This window comes from Brachybacterium sp. GCM10030268 (assembly GCF_042666305.1).
Lineage (GTDB): Bacteria > Actinomycetota > Actinomycetes > Actinomycetales > Dermabacteraceae > Brachybacterium.
Genome location: NZ_JBHTCW010000004.1, coordinates 225,887 through 251,144, shown reverse-complemented (window position 1 = coordinate 251,144; position 25,258 = coordinate 225,887). Strand labels below are relative to the sequence as shown.

Genomic DNA, 25,258 nt, shown 5'->3' with positions numbered 1-25,258 from the left:
AGGGCGCGAAGCGAGGAGTGACCATGGCGGAAGATCCCGCGAGCCGCGCTGACGGCGCCGACCCCGTCGAGTCGGCCGAGCATCCCACTCCCGCCCCCGGCCCCGCCGGGCCTGCGGCCCCGTCGTCGCGTCGGGTCCGGGGCCGGATCGGGGTCGTGGCCGTGATGATCCTGTGCGGTCTCCTGTTCGCCACCACCGGCCGACTGGCCGGCGGCAGCTCGCTGCGTGACGAGAGCGGCGACGTCGCCGGGGTGCTGCAGGAGCGCGGGCGGACGATCGAGGAGCTCACCGAGGACGCGGAGGCCAAGCGCGCGGAGATCGAGGAGCTGACGCAGGAGGGCGGGAACGCCGCGGCCGACGAGCGCACCACGGAGGTCTCCGACGCCGTCGGGCTCAGCGAGGTCAGCGGGCCCGCCCTGCGCATCACCCTGACCGACGCGCCCAACAGCGCGCTGGGTTCCGTCCCGGACGTCGAGCCCGATGATCTCGTGGTCCACCAGCAGGACATGGAGTCCTACATCAACGCGCTGTGGGCCGGCGGCGCGGAGGCGATGATGCTGCAGGACCAGCGCGTGATCAACGGCAGTGCCTTCCGCTGCGCCGGCAACACGCTGCTGCTGGAAGGCCGCGTCTACTCCCCGCCCTTCGTGGTCACCGTCATCGGCCCCACCGAGGAGATGCTCGCAGCGCTCGATGAGGCGCAGGGGGTCTCGGTGTACCGTGAATGGGTGGACTACGTGGGTCTGGGGGAGCGCATCGAGACGCTGGACTCGCAGACCCTGCCCGCCTTCTCGGGGTCCCTCACGCTCGACGTCGCGCAGGCCGCGTGATGGCCCGACGATCCAGGCACCGCGCGCGGCCGCAGCAGCGCGGCTCGGGCGTCGTCGGCGGCGTGATCGGTGCCCTGGGGGAGCTGCTGCTGACGGCGGGCGCGCTGCTGCTGCTGTTCCTGGTGTGGCAGCTGTGGTGGACCGACGTCATGGCCGATCGGGAGCAGTCCGGCATCATCGCCGGTCTCGACTCCGAGTGGGGTCAGGTCGACCAGGAGCGCATCGCCCCCGCCCAGGAGGGGCCGCCCCCGGTGCCCGAGATCCCCGGCGAGAACATGGTGTGGGGAACCATGCACGTGCCCGCCTTCGATCGCGAGCGCTTCCCGCTGGCCGAGGGCGTGAGCCTCGAGGACGTCCTCAACGTCAAGGGCGTGGGCCACTATCTCGAGACCGCACTGCCCGGCCAGGTCGGGAACTTCTCCGTGGCCGGGCACCGCAACACCTACGGCCGGCCGTTCGAGGACATCGCCCGGCTCGAGGCGGGCGATCCGATCGTCGTCGAGACCGCCGAGGCGTTCTACGTCTACGAGGTCACCGAGTCGCTGATCGTGATGCCCCAGGACGTCGAGGTGATCGCCCCGAACCCGGCGGATCCCGAGGCCGAGCCCACCGAGCGGATGCTGACCCTGACGGCCTGCCACCCGATGTACTCGGCGCGCGAGCGCTACATCGTCCACGCCGAGTTCGCGTACTGGACCGACCGTGCCGACGGGATCCCGGAGGCCCTTGCCGCGCAGGGCGGGGCGTCCGACGGGGCCGGCGCAGCGGAGAGAGCGACCGACGGGAGTGACGAGGAGGACGCGACCGCGGCGGCCGTCACCCTCCCCGTGGCGCGCGAGGAGGAGAGCTGATGTACGCCTGGCTGTTCCGGCACCTGCCCGGCCCCCGCTGGGCGCGCATCGTGATCACCGTGCTGCTGCTGGCTGCGATCGTGGTGGCCCTGTTCGGGTGGGTCTTCCCCGCGATCGCGCCCTACGTGCCGCTGAACGACGGACTCGTCGGCTCCCGCGGAGCCCCCGGCCAGACCGGTGCGCCGGCCGTCTGACCCGTGCCGCCGCGTGCTCAGCCGGCGGTCATGAGGGGCTTCAGCCCCGCGGAGCGCTCGGCGGCGTCGATGCCGTCGCACAGCTCGAGGAACCGCGCCAGCATCAGGTGCCCGTTCTCGGTGAGCACGGACTCGGGGTGGAACTGGACGCCGTGCAGCGGGAGCTCGCGGTGGACCAGGCCCATCACCATGCCATCGGCGGTGCGGGCGGTGATCTCGAGGACCTCGGGGATCGTCTCGGGCACGACGGTCAGCGAGTGATAGCGGGTCGCCGTCATCGGCGAGGGGGCCCCGGCGAAGACGCTGCGCCCCTCATGGGTGAGGTCGCTGGTGCGCCCGTGCATGAGCTGCGGGGCATGGCCGACGGTGGCCCCGAAGTACTGACCCAGCGCCTGATGGCCCAGGCACACCCCGAGCATCGGCACGGATCCCTCGGCGCAGGCGCCGATCACCTCGAGGGTGCGGCCGGCCGTGGTCGGGTTGCCGGGACCGGGGGAGATGAGCACCCCGTCGAATCCGGAGAGGTCGACGGCGCCCGCCTCGTCGGCGGGGACCTCGTCGTTGCGCACCACGACGGTCCGGGCGCCCATCTGCTGGAGGTACCCGACGATCGTGTAGACGAAGCTGTCGTAGTTGTCGATGACCAGCACGCGAGCCGGAGAGGTATCAGTCGCCACCGTTTCCTCCTCCGACGGCATCGTCGACGTTGCCGCCGCCGTTTCCGCCGCCGCCATTGCCGTTGCCGCCACCGTTGCCGTTGCCGCCACCGTTGCCGCCACCGTTGCCGTTCCCGCCGCCGGTCTCCTCGCTCGGCGTCTCGCTCGGCGTCTCGCTGGGCGTCTCGCTCGGGGTGTCGCTGGGCGACGGGCTCGGTGAGTCGCTGGGGGTCGGCGAGGGCGTGGCCTCCGGCCCGTCGGAGACCACGATGGTCACGGTCGAGCCGCGCTCGGCGTCCTCGTTGGCCTCGGGGTCGGTGCGGATCACCCGTCCCTCCTCCACGCTGTCGGAGTTCTCCCGCTCCGTGACGGTGCCGAAGTCCTCGTCGGCCAGGATCTGCTGGGCTTCCTCGAGCGTGCGGCCGGTGACGTTGGGCACCGCCACGGGGCCGGGCGCCGCGGCCACCACCAGGTCGACCCGGGAGCCGTACGGCGCGGTCCCGCTCTCGGCGGTGGGCGTCTGGGTCAGCACCGTTCCCGGGTCCGCCTCGGCGTCCTCCCGCTCGGAGGAGGCGACCTCGAAGCCGCGCGCCTCCAGGGACTCCTGGGCCTGCTCCAGGGCGACGCCCTCGACGTTGGGGATCTCGACGTCGCCCGAGGCGACGGTCAGCTGCACGACGGTGCCGCGCTCGGCGCTGGTGCCGCCTTGCGGATCGGACCGCAGCACGGTGCCGCGCTCCTTCGCCGCATCCTCCTCGCCGGCGACCTCGGAGTCGAGCCCGGCGTCCTCGAGGGCCTGTTCGGCCTCCTCGCGGCTCATGTCCGTGACGTCGGGGACCTCCACCGCCTCCGGACCGGCGGAGACGGTCACCGCCACGGTGGAGCCGACCTCGACCTCCTCGCCCTCCGGCGGATCGGTCTCGATGACGGTCCCGGCCTCCACGTCCTGGGAGGCGACCTGGCTGAACTCGGCCTCGAGCCCGGCCTCGTCGAGGATCGTGCGGGCCTCGTCCTCGGTCTCCCCGGCCACGGCCGGCACCGCCACCGTCTCCGGCTCGGAGGGTCCGAAGGGATTGAAGTAGACCAGCGCGGCGGCGATCAGGGCGAGGACGGCGAGCAGGACCAGGATGATCAGCCACCAGGGGCGCTTGCGCTTCGGCTCCTCCTCGACCTCCGCGGGGGAGTGGGGCGTGAGCCCGGTGGGCTCAGCGGGCGTGCCGCTGCTCCAGTCCGCGGCCCGCGTGGTCGTGGCCGCTCCCGCTCCGGCGGCCGCGCCGGCAGCGCTCATCGCCGGCAGCGCCTCGGTGGCGTCGTCGACCGGGCCCAGCACGGTGGTGGCCTCGGCGTCGGACCCTGCCGGGACGGCCCCGGCGACCAGTGCCGGGGCGCGGCCGGAGACGGCGGCGGCGATGTCGCGGGAGAACGCGACGGCGCTGGGGTAGCGCTTCTCGCGGTCCTTGGCCAGGCCCGTGAGGATCACGGCATCCAGCGCGGGCGTGATCGCGGGGTTGTAGGCCGACGGGGGCTGAGGCTCCTCGCGCACGTGCTGGTAGGCGATGGAGACCGGGGTGTCGCCGGTGAACGGCGGGCGCCCGGTGAGCATCTCGTACATCACGCACGCGGCGGAGTAGATGTCCGAGCGGGCATCGACCAGCTGGCCGCGGGCCTGCTCCGGCGAGAGGTACTGGGCGGTGCCCATCACGGCCTGGGTGGCCGTCATCGCGCTGGTGGCGTCGGCGACCGCACGGGCGATGCCGAAGTCCATGACCTTGACCGCGCCCGAGTCGGTGATCATCACGTTGCCCGGCTTGATGTCGCGGTGGACGATCCCGGCCCGGTGGGAGTACTCCAGGGCGCTGAGCAGCGCGGCCATGACCTCCCCGGCCTGATGGGCGTCCATCGGGGGGTCGACGTGCTCGCGCAGCGTTGTGCCGTGGACGTACTCCATCACGATGTAGGGGATGGTGACGTCGGCGCCGGTGACCGTGCTCTGGTGCTCCTCGCCGGTGTCGTACACGGCGACGATCGAGGGATGGTTCAGCGAGGCGGCGCTGTGCGCCTCACGGCGGAACCGTTCCTGGAAGTTCGAATCCCGGGCCAGGTCGGATCGCAGCACCTTGACGGCGACCGTGCGGTGCAGGCGGGTGTCCTCCGCCAGGAACACCTCGGCCATGCCGCCTGTCCCGAGGATGCGCCCCAGCACGTAGCGGCCTCCCAGGACCACGTTCTCTTCGCTCACTCCACACCTGTCCTCGTGCCGTGGCCGACACCGACCGATCCGTTCATCGTACGTGCTGACACCGTCTCCCCGGGCCCGACCTGGTCGAACCGGTCGAACTGGTCGACGGGGCCGAGCCCCGTCGCGCCCAGGGGCAACCATCCCATTCCTCCGGCGACCGCGACCGCGATGACCACCACCACGAGGATCACCAGGATCAGCCCGGGCAGGGACAGTGGCCCGATCCGTCGGCCCGTCGAGGTGCCCCGCACGGTCCGGGCCGAGGCGGCGGTGTCCACCCCGGGCGGCGTCCCGTCCCGGGACGACCGGTCTGCGGTCCGCTCCCGCGACGAGGTGCGCGGCGCCGGTGACGGGGACGCCGCGGAGCGCGCGGACCCGTCAGAGACAGCCGACGCAGCGGAACCGGCCGACGCAGCAGAGCGCGCCGAGGTCGCCGACGCGCCGGAGCGGTGCCGGACCCCTCGGCCCCGGCCCGACAGCGGCAGCGGCATCGCGGCGGTCCGGGTCCCCGTCGGCGAGGCGCCCGGCCCGGTGCGCGGACGCTCCCCGGTGCCGCCCTCGCCGCGCACGGCGTTCTCACCGGTCCAGTCGTGGTCCTCGACCCGGGTGACCGGGATCGCGCCGGTGGTGAAGCGCGGCTCCACGCCGCGCTGGATGGCCTCCAGGATCCGGGCCACCGCCGCCGCCGAACGGGGGCGGTTGGCCGGGGCCTTGGCCAGCGTCATCATCACCAGGCGCCGCAGGTCCTCGTTGATCGACTCGGGCAGCTCCGGGGGCTGCTGCTTGACCTGGGCCATGGCGATCTCGACCTGGCTGGAGCCGGTGAAGGGCCGGTGGCCGGCGAGCATCTCGTAGGCCACGATCCCCAGGGCGTAGATGTCCGAGAGGGAGGTGGCCTGCTTGCCCATCGCCTGCTCGGGGGAGAGGTACTGGGCGGTGCCCATCACCAGGCCGGTCTTGGTCAGCCGGGCCTGGTCCTTGCTGCGGGCGATCCCGAAGTCGGTGATCTTCATCGACCAGCCGTTGTCCTCGTCGACCAGCACGTTCTCCGGCTTCACGTCGCGGTGGACGACCCCTTTGGAGTGGGCGGCATCCAGCGCGCGGGCGAGCTCGATGAGGATCGAGATGACCCGCTTCTCGGGCAGCCCGCCGGGGTTCTCCTCGATGATGTCCGACAGCGGCCGGCCGGGGCAGAGCTCCATGACGATGTAGGCGCGCCCGTCCAGCTCGCCGTAGTCGTACAGGGCGGCGATCGCGTCGTGCGAGAGGGCGGCGGTGTGGCGGGCCTCGGCGCGGAAGCGCTTGAGGAAGCCCTCGTCCCCGGCGTACTCCTCGCGCAGCACCTTGACGGCCACCTTGCGATCGAGCTCCTGGTCCTGGCCCTTCCAGACCTGTCCCATGCCGCCGGTGGCGATGAGCGAGGTCAGCTCGTAGCGCCCTTCGAGCACGAGTCCTGGTTCGGTCCTCATGGATCGATCACCGCCTCCATCACGTCCTGGGCGATCGGTGCCGCCGTCTGCGACCCGTATCCGCCCTCCTCGACCACGACCGAGAGCGCCACCTTCTGCTCGTCGGTCTGCCCGTAGCCCACGAACCAGGAGTGGGCCGCGCGGTCCTGGCCCCACTGCGCGGTGCCGGTCTTGCCGCCGACCTCCACGCCGTCGACGGCCGCGGCCGTCCCGGTCCCGTCCTCGACGACGCCGACCATCATCTGGCGCATCTGGGCGGCGTTGGCGGCGCTGACCGGCTGGCCGAGCTCGTCCGGGGTCAGCTCGGCCACCGTGGAGAGGTCGCTGGTGCGCACGGCCCGGACCAGCTGCGGCTGCATCACCACCCCGTCGTTGGCGAAGGTGCCGGCGACCATGGCCATCTGCAGCGGCGTCACCCGGGTCTCGAACTGCCCGATCGACGTGGTGGCGAGCTGGGCGGGATCCAGATCGGTGCCGATCGAGGACGGCGTGACCGACAGCGGGATCTCCAGGCGCTGACCGAAGCCGAACTCCTCGGCGGTGCTGCGCAGCTGGTCCTCGCCGACCTTCTGCCCGAGCAACGCGAAGGAGGTGTTGCAGGACTGGCGCAGGGCGTCGGCCAGGGTGGACTCCTCACCGGGCCCGCAGGGCTCGGTGCCGCCGCCGGCATGGTTGTTCATCACCGACGACGAGTTCGGCAGCTGGTACGTCCCCGGCCCCGGGATCACCGAGTCCGCGGTGGCCGTGCCGGATTCGAGGGCGGCCGCGGCGACGACGAGCTTGAACGCCGAGCCGGGCGGGTAGAGGTCCCCGCCGATGGCGCGGTTGGTCAGCGGGCGCTGGGGATCCTCGTTCAGCTCCGTCCAGGCGTCCTGGACCGCCCCGATGTTGTGGGAGGCCAGTCGGTTGGGGTCGTAGCTGGGGGAGGAGACCATGGCCAGGATCGCCCCGGTCTCCGGGTCCAGCGCGACCACGGAGCCGCGGCGGCCGTCCAGCGCCTCCCACGCGGCCTCCTGGGCGCCGGAGTCCAGCGTCAGCTCGACCGTCGCCCCCCGGCCCTGCTTGCCCGAGAGGATGTCGGAGATGCGGTGGTAGAACAGCGCATCGGCCTCACCGGACAGCGTGTCGTTCAGGGCCCGCTCGATGCCGGAGAAGCCGTAGACCACCGAGTAGTAGCCCGTGACCGGGGCGTACATGGCTCCGGGGTCGTAGCCGCGCAGGTACCCGTAGGTGTCCCCGGACTCCTGTGAGCTCGCGATCACCTCGCCGTCGACCACGATCGGGCCGCGGTGGCGGCCGTACTCGTTGTAGCGGGTGCGGTCGTTCTCGCCGTGGGCGTTCAGCCGGTCCTGGGCGACGACCTGGAAATAGGTGGTGGAGGTGAACAGCAGCACGAACAGCACGCTGATCACCAGCCACACATGGCGCAGGGGCCTGTTCACGCCATCACCTCCCCGCCGGTGCCGTGCGGGACCGGCCGTGCGGTCTCGCCGCCGGTGCCGTTCGCCCCGGGCACGTTGCGGGCGGCGGGCCGGCGGGCGGCGTCCGAGAGCCGCACCAGGATGCCCGCGACGATCCAGTTGCACACCAGCGAGCTGCCGCCGGCGGCCAGGAACGGCAGCGTGAGGCCGGTCAGGGGGATCACCCGGGTGAGGCCGCCGACGACGACGAACACCTGCAGGGCGAGGACGAAGCCGAGACCGCCGGCCAGCAGGGTCCCGAACCCGTCGGAGATGCCGACGGCGGCGCGCACGGCGCGCTGGACCAGCAGCAGGTACAGCAGCAGCAGGGCGAAGGCGCCGACCAGCCCCAGCTCCTCCGCGAAGGAGGCGAAGATGAAGTCGGACTCGGCGAAGGGCACCACGTCGGGCCGTCCCTCACCCAGGCCGGCGCCGGTGATCCCGCCGTTGGCGAGCCCGAACAGGCCCTGACCGATCTGCTCGCAGGTGCTGAAGTTCGCGCTGGAGAGCGGGTCCAGCCAGCAGGTGATGCGCGTCTTGACGTGGCCCATCTGGGTGGCCGCGAAGATGGCCGGCGGCAGGAACAGCACGGCCCCGATCACCAGCCAGCTCAGACGGTCCGTGGCCACGTACAGCATCACCACGAACAGGCCGAAGAACATCAGCGAGGTGCCCAGGTCGGTCTGGAACACGAGCACCGCCATCGCGAAACCCCAGGCCACCAGGATCGGGCCGAAGTCGGACCAGCGGGGCAGGTGGATGCCGAGCACCTTGGGCCCGGCCAGGGCGAGGGTGTCGCGGCGGGAGACCAGGTAGCCGGCGAAGAAGATCGCGAAGGCGATCTTGGCCAGCTCGGCAGGCTGGAAGCTGTAGCTGCCGATCGAGATCCAGATCTGGGAGCCGTAGCGCGCGGAGCCGATCACCGGCAGCAGGGGCAGCAGCAGCAGCACGGCACCGGTGACCGCGGAGATCCATGAGTAGCGGCGCAGGTGGCGGTGATCGCGCAGGAGCACGAGCACGCCCACGCACAGCATCACCCCGATCGCGGCCCACAGCATCTGCCGGTCGGCGCTGCCGGAAGAGCGCACCGAGTAGATCTCATGGGCGGCGTGGACGCTCTCGATCACCGCGATGCCCAGCAGGTTCAGCAGCACCACCACGGGCAGGATCACCGGGTCCGCGTACGGTGCGCGCCACATGACCGCGATCTGCAGCGCCCCGGCGAGCACCACGGCGCCGATGGCGTACTGCGGCAGGTTCGCCGGCAGCTCCTCGTAGCGCCCCAGACCCACCAGGGCGTAGGCGCCCAGGCCGATCACGACCGCGAACGCCAGCAGCGCGGCCTGGGTCAGCCGGCGCGGGCGAGCGGTGTAGGACACGATGGTGGCCACTAGGTCTCCTCACCCGGGCCGGGGCTCGCGCCGCCGCCGGTGCTCCCGCCGATCCCTCCGCCGTCGGAGGGGCCTCCACCGTCGGAGGGGGCGGGAGAGCTGGGAGGCGGCCGGTTCGCGGCGGCGACCTGCTCGAGGCGGTCGATGATCGCCTCGGCCGAGTCCCGGTCGCTCGCCGAGATCGTGTTCTCGACCTGCTGACGGGTCGCCTCGGGAAGATCGTCCAGGGCCACGTCGGTGACCTCCACCGGGTCGGACATCGAGATCGGGCCGAGATCCTGGGACAGGCCCTGGTAGAGGACCACGTCGGTGCCGTCGGTGCCCACGTAGTACTGCCGCTGGGACCAGGCGTACCCCGCCCACAGCACACCGCCCAGCAGCGCGACCAGCAGCACCATCGCCACCAGCGCGGGCCAGGGGCTGCGCCGCGGCGGCTCGTCCTCGGAGAAGTCCTCGTCCTCGTAGGGGACCTCCGGCTCCTCGCGGGTCAGTGCGGCCGCCTTCGCGGCGGGGCCGGAGGCGGCGGTGGGCTGATTGCGGTTGCGCGCCGCCGAGCCCACGATCTGCGGGGCGGAGGACGGGGCCTCCTCACCGCGGGGCAGCTCGTCGAGATCGATGACGTCGGCGACGATGCAGGTGATGTTGTCGGGGCCGCCGCCCTTCAGGGCCAGCTGGACCAGCTCGTCGGCGCACTCGCCGGGATCGGCGAACTCCTTGAGGGTGGCGTCGATCGTGTCCAGCGAGACCAGGCCCGACAGGCCGTCCGAGCACAGCATCCAGCGGTCGCCCGGATGGGCCGGGCGCAGCGACAGATCCAGCTCGGGGTCGGCGTCGACGTCGCCGAGCACGCGCATCAGCACCGAGCGCTGAGGATGGCGCTCGGCCTCCTCCTCGGTCAGCCGGCCCTCGTCCAGCAGGCGCTGGACGAAGGTGTGGTCCTTGGTGACCTGGGTGGTCTCCTCCTCGCGCAGCAGGTAGGCGCGGGAGTCGCCGATATGGGCGAGGGCGAACTTGCCCTCGGCGCGCAGCAGGGCGGTGATGGTGGTGCCCAGGCCCCGCAGCTGCGGCTCGTCGCGCGCCCGGCGCAGGATCTCCTGGTTGGCATCGAGCACGGACTCCTCGAGGGTCGCGACGATGTCCGAGGCGGGCGTGTCCGAGTCGAGCCCGGCCAGCCGCCCGATGGCGACGGAGGAGGCGACGTCGCCGCCGGCGTGGCCGCCCATGCCGTCGGCGACCACCAGCAGGTGACTGCCCGCGTAGCCGGAGTCCTGGTTGTTGGACCGCACGAGGCCGACGTCGGAGCGGGCGGCGTACCGCAGGGCGATGCTCATCGCGGACCTCGTCTCAGCTCGATCTCGGTGCGGCCGATCCGCACCTGAGCACCGGGCCTGAACGGTACGGATCCTTCGATGCGCCGGCCGGAGACCAGGGTGCCGTTGGTGGAGCCCAGATCCTCCACCATCCACTCGCCCTCGCGCTGGAAGACGCGGGCGTGGCGGTTCGAGGCGTAGTCGTCATCGAGCACGAGGGTGCACTCGGGGGCACGTCCGATCAGGATCGGGGTGGAACCCAGCGTGAGCGAGGTCCCGCGCAGGGGACCGGCGGTGACGACCATCGCGGTGGCCGTGACCTCCGGGTCGGTGCGCAGCGCGGACGGGTCGGCGTCGGACCGCGAGGAGTTCCCGCCGGGAGCGGTGGAGGCAGGGCGCTGCTCACGGCGCGGATCGCGGCTGGAGCGGGTCACGACCGTGGTCCCGAACAGGTCGTTGCGCAGCACCAGCACCGCGATGATCACGAACACCCACAGCGCCAGGACGAAGCCCAGGCGGAGGGCGACGAGGGTCAGTTCGCTCATGTGATCGTCACCCGGTCACCAGCTGACCGGGCCGGCGGCCGGGAGCAGCACGGTCAGGCGGGTGCGGCCGATCTTGATCAGCGAACGGTCCTGCAGGGTGACCGGCGTGCGGATCCGCTCGCCGTCGACGAAGGTGCCGTTGGTCGAGCCGAGGTCGGTCGCCACCAGCGCGCCCTCGCCGTCGGTGCGCAGCTCCAGGTGATGGCGGGAGACCCCGGTGTCCTCGAGGATGATGTCCGCGTCGCCGCCGCGGCCGATCACCGTCACCGGCCCCGTCAGCAGGTACTGCTGGCCGTCGATCTCGACGATGGGGCTGGATCCTGCCCCGGAGCGGGCGGCGCCGGTGGCGGGGGCCACGCTGCCGCGCTCGGTGCGGGACTCGGTCTCGAAACGGCCGGGGCGGACCTCGTCGTCGCGCTCCAGGCCCACCACGACGCCGCCGGCGAACATGTAGCGCTGCTTCTCGGCGTGCTCCATGAGCAGTCGCTGCAGCTCGTCGATCAGGGTGTCCTGCCAGGAGGCGAAGCGGTCGAAGTCCTGGGAATGGAGATAGATCGTGTACACGTTCGGCGCCAGGGTCCGGGTGCGGTCGAGCACCTGGATCTGGTCGTCGCACTCGCGCTTGAGCCCCTGCGCGAGGTCGAGGGGTTTCAGCTGCCCGCGCCCCGGCGAGAACACGCTCGTCACGCCGCGGTCGAGGCCGCGCTCGATCCGATCCAAGATCCCCACGGTGGTCCTTCGCTGTCGCTGTCCCTGCACCCCGCCGGCCGACGGGGCTGTTCGCCCTCCCGATCGTAGCGCGTGGCCAGGTCATCGACCCGCCGACGGAGCGGTGGGGCAGCAAGGGATTCGTGCAGGAACCGTAAAGGACTCCCGGCGGGCAGGTCAGGCGTGGACGTGGACGCGACGGCCCTCGACCATCCAGCCGCGCGACCACAGCATGTCGGTGGCGGCGGTGGAGATGCGGCAGCAGCCGTGGGAGGCCGGGTAGGTCGGGATCGACGTGGATCCGTGGATGGCCCAGCCGCGGTCGTAGTACCCGGGGCGGTACAGGTCCCCCAGCGAGCCGGACTGCCAGCCGTCGGGGTAGAAGGAGTACATCTCAAAGTCGCCCTCCGGCGTGGTCGCCGTCTTCCAGCGCCCGTCGGAGTAGTACTCCTCGCCGCTGCCGGTGGAGGTGTTCAGGATGTACCGCAGGTCGCTGTCCCAGGTGGCGGTGATCAGCTGCGTGCTGAGATCGACCTCGAAGCTGTACCCCTCGGTCTGCTCCCGGCTCGGCTGGACGCCGTCCGCGATCGCGCCGTACGTGTCCGGGCCGACGATGCCGTCCGTGGCCAGGCCTCCCGCCTTCTGCAGGGCGAACACGGCCTGCTCGGTGATGTGCCCGAAGCTGCCGTCGGCCTCGCCGCACCAGTAGTTCAGCGAAGTCAGGTCCTCCTGCAGGGCCGTCACGTCCGAGCTGCGGTCCCCCTTGCGCAGCGTCGGGGCCGCGGCGGCGGGGCCGGCGCCCACGGCGAGCCCGGCGCCCAGCGTGCCCACCCCGAGCAGCAGGGTGCGGCGGGTCGGTGTCCTGGAACGGCCGGGCGCGGCCGGGCCGCTTGCTCGTGCACTGCTTCTGGTGATGATCGACATGATCTCTTCCCCTCTGTTCTCCCCTGACGGACTGATTTTCTGGGCACCTGTACGAGATGTGGGCTTCATCCTGCACGGGTCAAGGAAGTGCAAACAAGGGGAAAAGTCGACTGGTCTCCGAGATTCTTGTGAGGGTTCTGTGACGCCGCAGGTCGGCACCTGGTTTCCAGTGGGTCAGCAGCGCGGGCCGGTCCGTCGGGCCCGCGGCGGACGGGCCCTCGTGCCATATTTGAGGCGTGGAGACCGTGAGCCAGCCCCCGCCCGACCAGCCCCGCCGGCCTGACCGGTCCGGCCAGGCCCGCCGGCCCGACCATGCCCGCCCGCCCGAGATCCCGGTCGACGTCGATTTCGAGCACGCCCTGGGCGTCACCGACGCCGGCGCCACCGTGCACACCCAGGGCGATGCCGAGCGGGTGTGGGATCTGGCCAGCGTCTCCAAGCCGCTCGCCGCGCTCGGCGTGCTGATCGCCGTCGAGCGCGGGCTCGTGGGCCTCGACGAGCCCGCGGGACCCGAGGGCGCCACCGTCCGCCACCTGCTGGCGCACACCGCCGGCTATGCCTTCGACGGGGAGTCGACGGTCGCCGCGCCCGGCACCCGCCGCATCTACTCCAACACCGGCTTCGAGGTCCTCGCCGCCCACGTCGAGCAGTCCACCGGGTACGAGTACGAGGACTGGATGGAGCAGACCGTCGTCCAGGGGCTCTCACTGCGCGACGTCGAGGTCACCGGCTCCCCGGCGGCCGGATACCGCGGCAGCATCCGGGACCTGCTGGCCGTCGGCCGGGAGCTGCTCGAGCCCACCCTGATCTCGCGGGAGCTGTGGCGCGAGGCGAGCGCCGTCCAGTTCCCGGGGCTGGCCGGCATCCTGCCCGGCTACGGGCGCCAGAAGCCCAACGACTGGGGCCTGGGGTTCGAGATCCGGGACGGCAAGGATCCGCACTGGACCGGCGCCGGCGCCGCCCCCGAGACCTTCGGGCACTTCGGCCAGTCCGGCTCCTTCCTGTGGGTCGACCCGACGCGCTCCCTGGCCGCCGCCTTCCTCGGCGCCGAGCCCTTCGGCTCCCGGCACGTGGAGATCTGGCCCGGCCTCAGCGACGAGATCCTCGCCCGCTTCGGCGACTCCGCGCGATGAGCGCCCTCGATCTGCTGGAGGACTTCGGCTTCGAGGCCGCTGCGATCGTGCTCGGGCCCGACGGGGTGCGTGAGCAGCGCGGCGACCTCGACCTGCCGCGCCGCTGGCGCTCGGTGACCAAGACCCTCACCGGGTACGCGAGCGCGATCGCGCTGCAGGAGGGGTACGTCGGCCTCGACGACGAGGTGGGCCCGCCCGGCGCGACGCTGCGCCACCTGCTGGCCCACGCCTCGGGGTACTTCTACGAGTCCGACGGGACGCTGCAGGCACCCGGGCAGCGTCGCCACTACTCCAACTTCGGCATCGACGAGGCCGCCCGCCACATCGAGCGTGCCACGGGCTGTGACTTCGGGGACTGGGTGGGGGAGAAGGTCGCGCGCCCGCTGGGGATGAGCCGCCTGGAATGGGGCGGCTCGGCCTCCGTCGGCGCCCGCGGCCCCCTGAGCGACCTGGCGCGCTTCGCCGCGGAGGTGCTGCGCCCGACGCTGCTGGAGCCGGAGTGGTTCACCGCCGCGACCACCCCGTCGTTCCCGGAGCTGGTGGGCATCATGCCGGGCTTCGGCAAGCAGAGCCCGAACCCCTTCGGGCTGGGGTTCGAGGTGCGCGGGGCCAAGTCGCCGCACTGGACGGGGACCGCCAACAGCGAGGAGACCGTCGGGCACTTCGGGATGCGGGGCACCGCGTTCTGGGTGGACCATGCGGCCGATCTCGCCCTCGTGGTCGGCACCTCCCACGACTTCTGCGACGCCCACCGCGAGGTGATGCCGCGCCTGGCCGACGCCGTCCTGGCCGCCCACGCCCGGCGAGCCTGAGCCCGCGGACGTGACGCACGGCTCATGCGGTCGCTAAGCTCGGCCATCGGCGGCGGCTCGGCCCGCCGCCCCGCGAACCCGTCTGCCGGCACCGCCCGGCCCCATCAGCTGGCGCCGAGCGCGCCCTGAGGAGCACCTTCATGTTCGACGACAGGGAACTCACCGAGGCCAGGATCCGCCGCGTCACCCGCGACCACCTCGTTCCCGGCATCTACCAGGAGACCGCCCCGGTCCGGATCACCGCCCACCGCCTCCCCGGCGAGCCGGTGCCCCCGCACGAGGCCATCGGCGCGGATGCGGCGGAGGACTCGCCCTACGCGCCGATCGAGATCGGCGCGCCGCTGGGCCGTCCCTGGTCGACCACCTGGCTGCACATCACCGGCACCGTCCCCGCGGAGTGGGCCGACGACGACGCCTCCGCGCCCGAGCTCCTCGTCGACCTCGCCTTCACCGGCATGCCCGGATTCCAGGCCGAGGCGCTCGCCTTCACCCCCGACGGGGTCCCGCTGAAGGCCATCAACCCCTTCAACCGGTACCTGCCCCTGGCCGCCGGCCAGGAGGTCGACCTCTACCTCGAGTGCGCCGCGAATCCCACCGTCTCGGGCGGATGGTCGTTCGCCCCCACCCCGCTCGGTGACCTCGCGACCATCCCCGAGGAGGAGCTGTACTCGATCTCCCAGCTCCACCTCGCCCGCCGCGACACCCGGATCTGGGAGCTCGTCGAGGACGTCCGCGCCCTCAGCGGGCTGATGGCCGAGCTGCCGGAGACCAGCCAGCGCCGCCACGAGATCCTGCGCGCCCTCGAGGCCGCCTGCGACATCGTCGACCCGGACGACCTGCCCGGCACCGCCGAGGCCGCCCGGGACGTGCTGAGCCCCGCGCTGCAGCGACCGGCCGGCTCCTCGGCGCTGACCGTGCTGGCCACCGGCCACGCCCACATCGACTCCGCCTGGCTGTGGCCCGTGCGCGAGACCGTCCGCAAGGTCGCCCGCACCTTCTCCAACGTCGCCACGCTGCTCGAGCAGGACCCGGACCTCACCTTCTCCGCCTCCTCCGCCCAGCAGTACCAGTGGCTGAAGGACCGCTACCCCGAGCTGTTCGCCCGGATCACCGAGCACGTCGCCGAGGGGCGCTTCGTGCCCGTCGGCGGCATGTGGGTCGAGTCGGACACCAACATGCCCGGCTCCGAGGCCATGGCCCGCCAGTTCATCGCCGGCAAGCGGTTCTTCCGGGAGAACTTCGGGGTCGAGACGCGGGAGACGTGGCTGCCGGACTCCTTCGGCTACTCCGCCGCGCTGCCGCAGATCGCCGCGCTCGCCGGCCAGGAGTTCTTCCTGACCCAGAAGGTCAGCTGGAACCAGACCAACACCTTCCCCCACCACACCTTCCGCTGGGAGGGCCTGGACGGCACCAGCGTCTTCACCCACTTCCCGCCGGCCGACACCTACAACGGCGACCTCAGCGGCGCCGAGCTTGCCTACTTCGAGCGGAACTTCAAGGAGAAGGGCCGCGCGAGCATCGGGATGGACCTGTTCGGCCACGGCGACGGGGGCGGCGGACCCACCCGCGAGATGCTGGCCGCCGGCCGCCGGGCCTCCGACCTCGAGGGCTCCCCGCGCGTCGAGTTCGGCACCGCCGAGGACTTCTTCGAGCGCGCGAGGGAGGAGTACCCCGACGCCCCGGTGTGGAACGGGGAGCTCTACCTCGAGCTGCACCGCGGCACCTACTCCGCGCAGCTGGGCACCAAGCAGGGCAACCGCCGCAGCGAGCACGTGCTGCACGAGGCCGAGTTCCTGGCCTCCCTCGCCGCGATCCGCGCCGGGTACGACTACCCGTACGACGAGCTCGAGGCGCTGTGGCACGACACGCTGCTGAACCAGTTCCACGACATCCTCCCCGGCTCCTCGATCGCGTGGGTTCACCGCGAGGCGGAGCAGCAGCACGCCCGGATCGCCGAGCGCGCTGAACGGATCATCGAGCAGTCGCTGTCCGCACTCGGCGCCGGGGACGCGGAGAGCGACGCGAAGGGCACAGGGCCCGAGACGCCCGCTGACGGACCCGATGCGGAGGGCGGCTGCCCCTCCCGGACGCTGCTGAACACTGCGCCCGTCGCCCGCCGCGGCGTTCCCGCCTACTCCGCCGGGACGGTCAGCAACGGCCAGGAAGCGGTGGTCGTCATCCGCGAGGGCGGGACCATCACCATCGAGAACGCCTCGGTGCGCGCGGTGCTGGATCCCTCCGGGGCGATCTCCTCGCTGGTGGACCGCGCGAGCGGCCGCGAGGCCATCGCCCCCGGCAGCCGCGGCGCGCTGCTGCAGCTGCACCGCGACACCCCCAACGCCTGGGACGCCTGGGACATCGACGAGTTCTACCGCCACGTGGTGCGGGACCTCGAGACCCCCACCGACGTCGAGGTCAGCGAGGCCGACGCCGGCGTGCGGGTCTCCTTCACCTACACCACCGCGCTGGCCGACGGGGCCGAGACCTCCGGCGTCACCGGCGCCGGGTCCACCATCGTCAAGACCTACCGGCTGCGCCCGGACGACGAGTCGCTGGAGATCATCCACGACATCGACTGGCGCGAGCGCAAGAAGGCCCTCAAACTCGCCTTCCCCCTCGACGTGCGCGCCGCCCACCTCAGCAGCGAGATCCAGTTCGGCCACCTCGACCGGCCCATCCCCGTGAACACCAGCTGGGACTTCGCCCGCTTCGAGACCTGCGCCCACCGCTGGGTCCACCTCGCCGAGGGCGACTACGGGGTGGCCATCGCCAACGACTCCACCTACGGCCACGACGTGCTGCGCACCGTGCGCGAGGACGACGGCGGGACCACCACCACGACCCGGCTCACCCTGGTGCGCGCCCCGGAGTACCCCGACCCCGGCGCCGACCACGGGACGTACACGCTGCGGGTCGCGGTGCGGCCCGGGGCGGGGATCCGCGAGGCCATCGAGGAGGGGTACCGGATCAACCTGCCCGAGCGCTTCCTCGGCGGCGCCGGTGCGCCGGCCGCCGCCGCGCCGCTGGTCGCCGTCGATTCCCCGAGCGTGCTGATGGAGACGGTGAAGCTGGCCGAGGACCGTTCCGGTGATCTCGTGGTGCGGCTGTACGAGTCCGAGGGCGCCCGTGCGTCGGCGACGGTGAGGCTGGACGGGGCGCTCGGGACGGCCGTCTCGGTCGTCGACCTGCTCGAGCAGCCCTTCGGCGAGGACGCCCCCGCTGTCCGCTCGGCGCTGACGCGCGGTGAGGACGGCAGCGTGGAGCTGGCCTTCCGCCCCTTCGAGATCAAGACGCTGCGGATCGCGCGCGGGTGACTCGCGGCGTTGGCTCGCGCGGGGTGACTCGCGCGGCTGACCCGCGGCGAGCGAGGGCGACCGGGAGGTAGGTCTCCGGCCGTCCGCGGGGCCCGCGTCAGAACTGCCCGGCCAGGGACGCTACAGTGGCGTCCGCCGTGGTGAATCGGGCCGCCGGTCCGTCGTCGGACGCGTTCGTCACGGCCTGTTCCCCGGCTGTTCACCGCGGGCGGCGGCCGTCTTTGAGCGGCCTGCGTCCTCGGCTACGTTTAGAGCCGACTCGCTGTTGCACCATCCGGATGCGGACCCCATCCGCAGGCCGGGACCTGGACCTTTTGGAGGACTCTCGAGATGAAGATCGTCGTCGCCGGTGGAGACGGATTCTGTGGCTGGCCCACTGCCCTGTACCTGTCGCAGAAGGGTCACGACGTCACGATCGTGGACAACCTGGTGCGTCGCGAGATCGACGAGGAGCTGGGATCGAACTCCATGACCCCGATCCTCTCCCTCGAGGAGCGGGTGGCGGCCTGGAAGGAGGTCTCCGGCAAGGACATCGCGGTCCGGATCGCCGACCTCACCGACTACGACGCGGTGACCTCCCTGTTCGAGGACATCCAGCCCGAGTCCTTCGTGCACTTCGCCGAGCACCGCAGCGCCCCGTACTCGATGATCGACCGCGAGCACGCGATCGAGAACCACCGCAACAACGTCGAGGGCACCCTGAACGTCCTGTGGGCCATCAAGGACCACGCCCCGGACTGCCACCTCGTCAAGCTCGGCACGATGGGGGAGTACGGCCAGCCCAACATCGACATCGAGGAGGGCTGGATCGAGATCGAGCACAAGGGCCGCACGGACCGTCTGCCCTTCCCCAAGCAGCCCGGCTCGTTCTACCACCTCACCAAGGTCCACGACAGCGACAACATCATGTTCGCCTGCCGCATCTGGGGCATCCGCGCCACGGACCTGAACCAGGGCGTCGTCTACGGCCTGGAGACCGACGAGACCCGCCTGGACCCGCGCCTGGTCAACCGCTTCGACTACGACGCGGTCTTCGGCACGGCCCTGAACCGCTTCATCATCCAGGCGGCCATCGGCCACGACCTCACCGTCTACGGTAACGGCAGCCAGACCCGCGGCTACCTGGACATCCAGGACACCGTGCGCTGCATCGAGATCGCCTGCGAGAACCCGGCCGACCGCGGCGAGTTCCGCGTCTACAACCAGTTCACCGAGCAGTTCTCGGTCAAGGAGCTGGCCGAGAAGGTCCAGAAGGTCGCCCGCGACCTGGGCCTGGAGGCGAACCTCGCGACCACCGAGAACCCGCGCGTGGAGAAGTACGACCACTACTACAACGCGACCAACACCAACCTGCTGGACCTGGGGCTGGAGCCCCACCTGCTGACCGACGAGCACCTCGTCGAGGTCCTCAAGGTCGCCCAGAACAACACCGACCGGGTCAAGCGCGAGCTGGTCATGCCCACCGTGACCTGGAAGTGACGCGGCGACCGTGAAGATCGCGATCGTCACGGAGACGTTCCTGCCGTCCGTCGACGGCGTGGTCACGCGCCTGCGCCACGCCGTCGAGCGGTTCGTCGACCACGGGCACGAGGTCATGGTCGTCGCCCCGGACCTCGGGGTCACCAAGCACCACGGGGCCCGGGTGGTGGGCATCCGCCCGGTGACGCTGCCGTTCTACAAGCACCGGCGGTTCACCCTGCCCAGCCCCAACGTGGACGGCATCATCCGTGGCTTCCACCCGGACGTGGTCCACGCGGCCCAGCCGATCCTGCTGGCCTCCTCGGGGGCCTACGCCGCCCATCGCCAGCGGATCCCGCTGGTGGCCAGCTACCACACGCACATCCCGCGCTATCTGGATCTGTACCGGGCGTGGTCCTGGGGCAAGCCGGCCGTGTGGTGGCAGATCAAGCGCAACCACGCCCTGGCCGACATCAATCTGGCGACCTCCGAGTCGATGCGGTCCGAGCTCGCCGAGAAGGGCCTGGCGAACCTGCACGTGGTGCGCCGCGGTGTGGACACCCGGACCTTCCATCCCGGCTTCGCCTCCGGGGCGATGCGGGAGCGGCTCACGCAGGGGCATCCGGAGAAGAAGCTGCTGGTGTTCGTCGGCCGTCTGGCCGCGGAGAAGGAGATCCACACGCTGCGGCCGATGATGGAGCGCCGGGACGACGTGGCGCTCGCGATCATCGGCGACGGGCCCTACCGCAGCGAGCTGGAGAACCTCTTCGCCGGCACCTCGACGCTGTTCCCCGGCTTCATGGAGGGCGAGGAGCTCGCCTCGGCCTTCGCCAGCGCCGACGCGTTCGTGTTCCCCTCGGTCACCGAGACCCTGGGGCTGGTGATCCTCGAGGGGATGGCCTCGGGGCTGCCGGTGGTCGCCGCCCGCTCCGGGCCGACGATGGAGCAGGTCACCGACGGCGTCAACGGCCTGCTGTTCGACTCCGGGAACGAGGAGAGCCTCGACGCGGCGCTGAGCCGGCTCTCGGATCCGGGCCTTCGCGGAACCATCCGCGAGGCCGCCCGCGCCGAGGCGGAGAAGTTCTCGTGGGAGAACGCGTCGGACGACCTGCTGCGGTACTACGAGATGGCCATCGAGCAGCACGGGTGAGCGAATCCTCGACCCGGCCGGTGCCCACCACGCCGCTGGCCGCGCTGGAGCCGGTCATGCTGACCGGAGAGCGGGTGCGGCTCGAGCCGCTCGCCGAGGAGCATGCGGACGGCCTGCGCGCGGCGGTGGCCGACGGGGAGATCTGGCGCCTGCCCTATGCGCCGCACATCCCCGCACCCGCCGAGGTCGACGCCTCGGTCGCCTCCCTGCGCGGGGACGTCGACGCCGGCCGCCGCCTCGCCTGGGCGGTGGTACGGCCGGCCGACGGGCGGGTGCTGGGACTGACCACCTTCATGAACCTGGCCCTGGCCGACCGCGGCCTGGAGATCGGCAACACCTACCTGGCGGCCTCCGCCCACCGCACCGGGGTCAACGCCGAGATGAAGCTGCTCCTGCTCACACACGCCTTCGACACGCTCGGGTGTCTCCGCGTCGAGTTCCGCGTCCACCACCTCAACCACGCCTCGCGCCGGGCAGTGGAGCGGCTCGGCGCCCAGCAGGAGGGCATCTTGCGCGCGCATCGGATCCTGCCCGACGGCACGGTTCGCCACACGGTCGTCTACTCGATCCTGGCAGGGGAGTGGCCGGGCGTGCGCGCCGCGCTGAGGCATCGTCTGGGCGGTTGAGGCCGGTCCCGTGCCGCCGGCCGCCGGCTATTCGACCCGCACCCCGAGATGCGCCGCGAAGGCCGGGGCGAGCGCGGTCAGCTGGGCGTCATCGATCGTCGCGCCGGCCATCCCCTCGAGGTTGCTGATCGGGCCCATCTCCAGGCCGCGTAGGTCCACGTCGCGCAGGCGGGCGTGGGCGAGGGCGAGGCTGCCGGCGCGGCAGTTGACGAAGGCGACGCGGGTGGCGGTTACGCCGGTGAGGTCGAGCTCCTCGATCGTGCAGTCCTCGAACAGGACGTCCTCGAGCGTCGAGGAGCGCAGGTTGATCCAGTCGAGCTTGCTGCCGGCGATGCGGGTCGAATGGATGCCCGCGTCGTAGATGTCGAGTGCGCCGATCCGGGAGCCGCTCAGCTCGACCTCGCGCCACGTCGAGCGCGAGGCGTTCAGCACGGGGGCGTTCAGCCGTTCGATCCGGCTCTCGATGAGCCGCGCCGATTGCAGGCTGGTCCCGTGCGCGGTGAGCCCGATGAGCTCGCATTCGGTGAAGGTGGCTCCGGCCAGGGTGCGGCCGCTGATGTCGCCGCCGTCGAGGCGGAGCGCCTCGTAGCTTCCGTGCTCGGCGAGGTCGGCGGCGTCTGCCGGCTCCAGGTCAGGCAGCGCGAGGTGGCTCAGGACGGGGTGCGTGGTCGTCGGTGTCTTCCGCATCGGCGCGAGGCTCCTTCGGGGAGGGGACCTCCAGTGTGCGCGGTCGGGGTGACGCCTCGACGCTCCGGCAGGATTCGAACCTACGACCCACTCCTTATGGGGGAGCTGCTCTTCCGGGCTGAGCTACGGAGCGATGCGCCGGTCTCGGCTGACGGCGCCCCTTCACTGTGCGGCGGTCGAGCTGACGTTGTCGAGTGCGCCGTCATGAACTGTCAAAGGCCGACGCGGAGCGTCAAGGGCGTTCTTGTGGCCGATCACGAAGATGGCCTTCTATACGGCTCGTGCTGGCGCAGGATCCGGTCCGCCTCCGTCCTCACACCGGTGAGGATTCCTCCACAACGGAAGTTCTCCACATTCTCGGCGGACAGCTTCTCCGCCGTACCGCAGCGCTGCACTGTGGACGCATGACTACTTCCGAGCCGGGACAGCCGGGCCGCGATCAGACCGCCGGGGGTTACTCCGAGCGGCTGGTCGAGACCGTGCGCGCAGGTGGTCCTCGGCGGCTCGCGACAGAACTCGGCGACATCGTCTACCTGCTCTCCTCCCTCGCCACGGAACCGGGAGAGATCTTCGAGCCAGGGACGCACCCGGCGACCGAATTCAGGGACGTGATCGGGCGGATCCATGAAGCGACGGGCGCTCTCGACGCTCTCGAAGCCCGCGCCGTGGTGGCCCTGGCGGACTCCCTTAAGCGGGATCGTCACGCCGAAGCTGCCGCCGACGCGGCGAATGAGCCGGGGGCCGCCCCGTCGGACCGCGTGCTCGACAAGCAGGCGGAGCGGACCGCGGCGCGAGAGGTCTCGATGGTCACACGCCGATCCCCGTCGACGTCGGGCCGAACTGTCGCCTCCAGTCGGCGACTGGTGGAGTCCATGCCCAACATCCTCGAGGCGCTCGCGACGGCACAGGTCAGTTCCAAGGCCGCGCAGGCCACCGCCACCTCCGTCGCGCCCCTGTCACCGACGCAGCGGGAGAAGGTGGATGAGCACCTCGGTGAACGGCTGCCGGATCTGGATGCCGCAGGCCCTGAGCGGTGGAAACGCGAGGTCGACGCCGTGATCGAGGAAGCGGATGCCGGTGGCGAGGAGCGCAGACATCTCACGTCGCGCCAGAAGCGATACGTCACCGTGCGTCGGGGCGAGCACGGCATGGCCACCGTCTCGGCCCGCGTCCCCGCGCTGGATGCCGCCAAGATCCGCAAACGGCTCAGCCTCGACGCCGAACGCCAGCGCGCCGACGGGGACAAGCGCGGCCATGCAGCGATCCAGGCCGACTCCTTCGTGGCCACGCTGCTCGGCGACGACGGTGCGATGGAGTCCGACTCGCTGGACATCGGCGTGATGATCACCGACCGCGCTCTGCTGCATCCGCACAGCGGGGACCTGGCTCGCATCGAGGGGTACGGACCTGTTCCCGCCGAGGCGATCCGCGAGGAGCTCAGGACTCTCTTCCGCCCGCCCGGCGAGGGCGCCCGGGATGCCCTCGGCCCGGACGGTCCCGAGCTGCGGGCTGTTCTCCGTCGGCTCTACACCCACCCCACGACGGGCGAACTGGTCGGGGTCGATTCGGTGGCCCGTACCTTCCCCAAGGCCCTGGCGCGATTCGTGCTGTGGCGGGATGCGACCTGTCGTGGGCCGTTCTGCGACGCACCGATCCGCCAGACCGACCACATCACCCCGCACGCCACCGGTGGCCACACCTGCCTCGAGAACGGTCAGGGCCTCTGCGCGCTGTGCAACGGCAAGGAACAGCAGCTGCGCAGCGTCCGACGCGACCCTGGCGCGCCCGGCCACCGTGTCACCTGGACCACCCGCACCGGCACCACTCGCACGACCACGGCCGAGGCCTTGACGCGCCCGATCCCGGATCGCGCTCCCGCCGGGAGCGTCCGCTCCGCGAAGGCGGCAGCGGAGCGAGCGAAGACGGGGAAGACCAGGAAGGCACGGCCGAGGAACGGCCGGCGGCCGAGGCCGAGGCTAAGGCAGAGGCTGAAAGCACCGCGCAGCGATGATCAGCGCACAGACGACCGGCGGACGCAGGGCCCGGGCCGACGGCGGGAGCACGCCCGACGCAGCCCGCATCGGAACCGCCGACGAACACGTATCGGACGCGCCGCCCGCGGTCGCGGGCCCCGTGCCTGAACCCGCCTGCGCCCGCGGTTCCCCCTCAGCTCACACCGCGGCCGCAGCCTTCGCCGCGCCCGGCAGAGCCTCCGCGATGCGGTCCAGCACGTCCTGCGTGTGGGCGGTCGAGACGAACCAGGCCTCGAAGGCCGACGGAGGCAGGTAGACGCCCGCCTCGAGCATGGCGTGGAAGAAACGCGTGAACGCCTCGGTGTCCTGCGCCTTCGCATCCTCGTACGTCGTCACCGGCTCCTCGCGGAAGAACACCGAGAAGAGCGTGCCGGCCGTCTGGATCACGTGCGGCACACCGGCGGCGGTCAGCGCATCGGCCACCAGCTGCTGCAGGGTGCGGGATGCGGCGCCGAGCCTCTCGTAGGCGGCCTCGTCCAGCCCGGCGAAGGTCGCCAGGCCCGCCGCCGTCGCCAGCGGGTTCCCCGACAGCGTGCCGGCCTGGTACACGGGCCCGGCGGGGGAGAGCAGGTCCATCAGGTCCCGGCGCCCGCCGAAGGCACCCACCGGCAGACCGCCTCCGATGACCTTGCCGAACGTCATCAGATCCGGCGCCCAGCCCTCGCCGTCGATCCCGTAGTAGCCCTCGCGGCTCGCGCGGAACCCGGTCAGCACCTCGTCCGTGATCAGCAGAGAGCCCGCCGCGTGCGCGGTCTCGGACAGGAAGCGGTTGAAACCGGACCCGTCGGCCTCCAGCGGCGGGACGACGCCCATGTTCGCCGGCGCCGCCTCGGTGATCACCGCGGCGATCTCGCTGCCCCGCTCGGCGAACAGGGCCGCCACCGCCTCGCGGTCCCCGTACGGCAGAACCACGGTGTCGCGCGCGGTCGCCGCGGTCACTCCGGCCGAGCCCGGCATCGCGAACGTGGCCACGCCGCTGCCGGCCTCGGCCAGCAGGGCGTCGACGTGCCCGTGGTAGCAACCGGCGAACTTCACGACCACGTCGCGTCCGGTCGCGGCCCGTGCCACCCGCAGCGCGCTCATCGTCGCCTCGGTGCCGGAGTTGACCAGGCGCAACTGCTCGATCGGTCCCACCCGCGAGGCGACCTCCTCGGCGAGCGTGACCTCGCCCGGCTGCGGGGCGCCGAAGGAGAGCCCGCGACCGGCCGCCTCGCGCACCGCCTCGACGACGCCCTCATGAGCATGGCCGAGGATCATCGGGCCCCAGGATCCGACCAGGTCGACGTACTCGCGGCCGTCGGCGTCGTGCAGCAGGGCACCGGAGGCGCTGGTGATGAACGGCGGGGTGCCGCCGACGGAGCCGTAGGCACGCACGGGCGAGTTCACGCCGGAGGCGATCACCTTCTGGGCGCGGGCGAAGAGGTCGGCGGAGACGGGGGAGGAGGTGGTCATCGAGGACTCCTGACGG

General features: G+C 71.8%; 21 protein-coding genes and 1 tRNA gene. 10 read left to right on the top strand and 12 right to left on the bottom strand.

The genetic code is table 11. From position 1 onward, the window contains the following. Window positions 1-23 precede the first annotated feature (23 nt). The 3 genes from ACFQRD_RS08660 to ACFQRD_RS08650 are packed head-to-tail and all read left to right on the top strand — an operon-like array spanning window position 24 to window position 1,875. The gene (locus ACFQRD_RS08660) at window positions 24-830 is read left to right on the top strand and encodes a DUF881 domain-containing protein (protein ID WP_377803755.1); all 807 of its coding nucleotides are present in this window, start codon (window positions 24-26) and stop codon (window positions 828-830) included. Next, the gene (locus tag ACFQRD_RS08655) at window positions 830-1,681 is read left to right on the top strand and encodes a class E sortase (RefSeq protein ID WP_377803754.1); all 852 of its coding nucleotides are present in this window, start codon (window positions 830-832) and stop codon (window positions 1,679-1,681) included. The genes ACFQRD_RS08660 and ACFQRD_RS08655 overlap by 1 nt, the downstream gene beginning before the upstream one ends. Further along, on the top strand, window positions 1,681-1,875 hold the full coding sequence (locus tag ACFQRD_RS08650) for a hypothetical protein (protein ID WP_377018384.1): 195 nt from the start codon (window positions 1,681-1,683) through the stop codon (window positions 1,873-1,875). Before ACFQRD_RS08655 ends, ACFQRD_RS08650 begins: the two co-directional genes overlap by 1 nt. Window positions 1,876-1,892: 17 nt before the next feature. Here the strand turns inward: ACFQRD_RS08650 and ACFQRD_RS08645 are convergent, their stop codons facing one another. The 9 genes from ACFQRD_RS08645 to ACFQRD_RS08605 all read right to left on the bottom strand — a co-directional run bounded on the left by ACFQRD_RS08645 (window position 1,893) and on the right by ACFQRD_RS08605 (window position 12,577). Then, window positions 1,893-2,573, bottom strand: a complete 681-nt coding sequence (locus tag ACFQRD_RS08645) for an anthranilate synthase component II (protein ID WP_377803753.1) — start codon at window positions 2,571-2,573, stop codon at window positions 1,893-1,895. Beyond that, window positions 2,542-4,770, bottom strand: coding sequence for a Stk1 family PASTA domain-containing Ser/Thr kinase (gene pknB / locus ACFQRD_RS08640; RefSeq protein WP_377803752.1), 2,229 nt, complete (start codon window positions 4,768-4,770; stop codon window positions 2,542-2,544). The genes ACFQRD_RS08645 and pknB overlap by 32 nt, the downstream gene beginning before the upstream one ends. Next, a complete protein-coding gene (locus ACFQRD_RS08635) occupies window positions 4,767-6,239 on the bottom strand; it encodes a serine/threonine-protein kinase (RefSeq protein ID WP_377803751.1) in 1,473 nt (490 codons plus the stop codon). The genes pknB and ACFQRD_RS08635 overlap by 4 nt, the downstream gene beginning before the upstream one ends. Continuing rightward, on the bottom strand, window positions 6,236-7,681 hold the full coding sequence (locus ACFQRD_RS08630) for a peptidoglycan D,D-transpeptidase FtsI family protein (RefSeq protein WP_377803750.1): 1,446 nt from the start codon (window positions 7,679-7,681) through the stop codon (window positions 6,236-6,238). The genes ACFQRD_RS08635 and ACFQRD_RS08630 overlap by 4 nt, the downstream gene beginning before the upstream one ends. Continuing rightward, the gene (locus tag ACFQRD_RS08625; protein ID WP_377018379.1) at window positions 7,678-9,090 is read right to left on the bottom strand and encodes an FtsW/RodA/SpoVE family cell cycle protein; all 1,413 of its coding nucleotides are present in this window, start codon (window positions 9,088-9,090) and stop codon (window positions 7,678-7,680) included. Before ACFQRD_RS08625 ends, ACFQRD_RS08630 begins: the two co-directional genes overlap by 4 nt. Next, on the bottom strand, window positions 9,090-10,421 hold the full coding sequence (locus ACFQRD_RS08620) for a PP2C family protein-serine/threonine phosphatase (protein WP_377018378.1): 1,332 nt from the start codon (window positions 10,419-10,421) through the stop codon (window positions 9,090-9,092). Before ACFQRD_RS08620 ends, ACFQRD_RS08625 begins: the two co-directional genes overlap by 1 nt. Continuing rightward, the gene (locus ACFQRD_RS08615) at window positions 10,418-10,945 is read right to left on the bottom strand and encodes an FHA domain-containing protein (RefSeq protein ID WP_377018377.1); all 528 of its coding nucleotides are present in this window, start codon (window positions 10,943-10,945) and stop codon (window positions 10,418-10,420) included. The genes ACFQRD_RS08620 and ACFQRD_RS08615 overlap by 4 nt, the downstream gene beginning before the upstream one ends. Window positions 10,946-10,960: 15 nt before the next feature. Next, a complete protein-coding gene (locus tag ACFQRD_RS08610) occupies window positions 10,961-11,674 on the bottom strand; it encodes an FhaA domain-containing protein (protein ID WP_377018376.1) in 714 nt (237 codons plus the stop codon). A gap of 156 nt (window positions 11,675-11,830) precedes the next feature. Next, complete coding sequence (locus ACFQRD_RS08605) at window positions 11,831-12,577, bottom strand: peptidoglycan-binding protein (RefSeq protein ID WP_377803749.1); 747 nt, start codon at window positions 12,575-12,577, stop codon at window positions 11,831-11,833. A gap of 329 nt (window positions 12,578-12,906) precedes the next feature. Between ACFQRD_RS08605 and ACFQRD_RS08600 the strand changes: the two genes are divergently transcribed. From ACFQRD_RS08600 to ACFQRD_RS08575, 6 genes are all read left to right on the top strand, one after another. Then, the gene (locus tag ACFQRD_RS08600; RefSeq protein ID WP_377803843.1) at window positions 12,907-13,710 is read left to right on the top strand and encodes a serine hydrolase domain-containing protein; all 804 of its coding nucleotides are present in this window, start codon (window positions 12,907-12,909) and stop codon (window positions 13,708-13,710) included. Next, window positions 13,707-14,522, top strand: coding sequence for a serine hydrolase domain-containing protein (locus ACFQRD_RS08595; RefSeq protein WP_377018374.1), 816 nt, complete (start codon window positions 13,707-13,709; stop codon window positions 14,520-14,522). Before ACFQRD_RS08600 ends, ACFQRD_RS08595 begins: the two co-directional genes overlap by 4 nt. Window positions 14,523-14,662: 140 nt before the next feature. Further along, window positions 14,663-17,836, top strand: coding sequence for an alpha-mannosidase (locus ACFQRD_RS08590; protein ID WP_377018373.1), 3,174 nt, complete (start codon window positions 14,663-14,665; stop codon window positions 17,834-17,836). Between the two features lie 330 nt (window positions 17,837-18,166). Beyond that, on the top strand, window positions 18,167-19,315 hold the full coding sequence (locus ACFQRD_RS08585) for an NAD-dependent epimerase/dehydratase family protein (protein WP_377018372.1): 1,149 nt from the start codon (window positions 18,167-18,169) through the stop codon (window positions 19,313-19,315). 10 nt (window positions 19,316-19,325) lie between these two features. Continuing rightward, entirely contained in the window at window positions 19,326-20,444 is a 1,119-nt protein-coding gene (locus ACFQRD_RS08580) for a glycosyltransferase family 4 protein (protein ID WP_377018371.1), read from the top strand. After that, window positions 20,441-21,070 (top strand): GNAT family N-acetyltransferase, encoded by a 630-nt coding sequence (locus ACFQRD_RS08575; protein ID WP_377018370.1) that lies wholly within the window; start codon window positions 20,441-20,443, stop codon window positions 21,068-21,070. Before ACFQRD_RS08580 ends, ACFQRD_RS08575 begins: the two co-directional genes overlap by 4 nt. Window positions 21,071-21,097: 27 nt before the next feature. Here the strand turns inward: ACFQRD_RS08575 and ACFQRD_RS08570 are convergent, their stop codons facing one another. Further along, on the bottom strand, window positions 21,098-21,757 hold the full coding sequence (locus ACFQRD_RS08570; RefSeq protein ID WP_377018369.1) for a pentapeptide repeat-containing protein: 660 nt from the start codon (window positions 21,755-21,757) through the stop codon (window positions 21,098-21,100). A gap of 59 nt (window positions 21,758-21,816) precedes the next feature. Further along, a tRNA-Met gene (locus tag ACFQRD_RS08565) sits at window positions 21,817-21,890 on the bottom strand. Between the two features lie 271 nt (window positions 21,891-22,161). Between ACFQRD_RS08565 and ACFQRD_RS08560 the strand changes: the two genes are divergently transcribed. Next, a complete protein-coding gene (locus tag ACFQRD_RS08560; RefSeq protein WP_377018368.1) occupies window positions 22,162-23,898 on the top strand; it encodes an HNH endonuclease in 1,737 nt (578 codons plus the stop codon). Window positions 23,899-23,928: 30 nt separating this feature from the next. Here the strand turns inward: ACFQRD_RS08560 and hemL are convergent, their stop codons facing one another. Further along, window positions 23,929-25,242, bottom strand: coding sequence for a glutamate-1-semialdehyde 2,1-aminomutase (gene hemL, locus ACFQRD_RS08555; protein ID WP_377793167.1), 1,314 nt, complete (start codon window positions 25,240-25,242; stop codon window positions 23,929-23,931). Between the last annotated feature and the right edge of the window lie 16 nt (window positions 25,243-25,258).

Bases quoted from the DNA above. Each gene is read 5' to 3' on its own strand.
- ACFQRD_RS08605 (WP_377803749.1), bottom strand. From the start codon at position 12,577: ATGTCGATCATCACCAGAAGCAGTGCACGAGCAAGCGGCCCGGCCGCG.
- ACFQRD_RS08650 (WP_377018384.1), top strand. From the start codon at position 1,681: ATGTACGCCTGGCTGTTCCGGCACCTGCCCGGCCCCCGCTGGGCGCGC.
- ACFQRD_RS08590 (WP_377018373.1), top strand. From the start codon at position 14,663: ATGTTCGACGACAGGGAACTCACCGAGGCCAGGATCCGCCGCGTCACC.
- ACFQRD_RS08560 (WP_377018368.1), top strand. From the start codon at position 22,162: ATGACTACTTCCGAGCCGGGACAGCCGGGCCGCGATCAGACCGCCGGG.
- ACFQRD_RS08635 (WP_377803751.1), bottom strand. From the start codon at position 6,239: ATGAGGACCGAACCAGGACTCGTGCTCGAAGGGCGCTACGAGCTGACC.
- ACFQRD_RS08595 (WP_377018374.1), top strand. From the start codon at position 13,707: ATGAGCGCCCTCGATCTGCTGGAGGACTTCGGCTTCGAGGCCGCTGCG.
- hemL (WP_377793167.1), bottom strand. From the start codon at position 25,242: ATGACCACCTCCTCCCCCGTCTCCGCCGACCTCTTCGCCCGCGCCCAG.
- ACFQRD_RS08570 (WP_377018369.1), bottom strand. From the start codon at position 21,757: ATGCGGAAGACACCGACGACCACGCACCCCGTCCTGAGCCACCTCGCG.
- ACFQRD_RS08615 (WP_377018377.1), bottom strand. From the start codon at position 10,945: ATGAGCGAACTGACCCTCGTCGCCCTCCGCCTGGGCTTCGTCCTGGCG.
- ACFQRD_RS08620 (WP_377018378.1), bottom strand. From the start codon at position 10,421: ATGAGCATCGCCCTGCGGTACGCCGCCCGCTCCGACGTCGGCCTCGTG.
- ACFQRD_RS08660 (WP_377803755.1), top strand. From the start codon at position 24: ATGGCGGAAGATCCCGCGAGCCGCGCTGACGGCGCCGACCCCGTCGAG.
- ACFQRD_RS08655 (WP_377803754.1), top strand. From the start codon at position 830: ATGGCCCGACGATCCAGGCACCGCGCGCGGCCGCAGCAGCGCGGCTCG.
- ACFQRD_RS08585 (WP_377018372.1), top strand. From the start codon at position 18,167: ATGAAGATCGTCGTCGCCGGTGGAGACGGATTCTGTGGCTGGCCCACT.
- ACFQRD_RS08645 (WP_377803753.1), bottom strand. From the start codon at position 2,573: ATGCCGTCGGAGGAGGAAACGGTGGCGACTGATACCTCTCCGGCTCGC.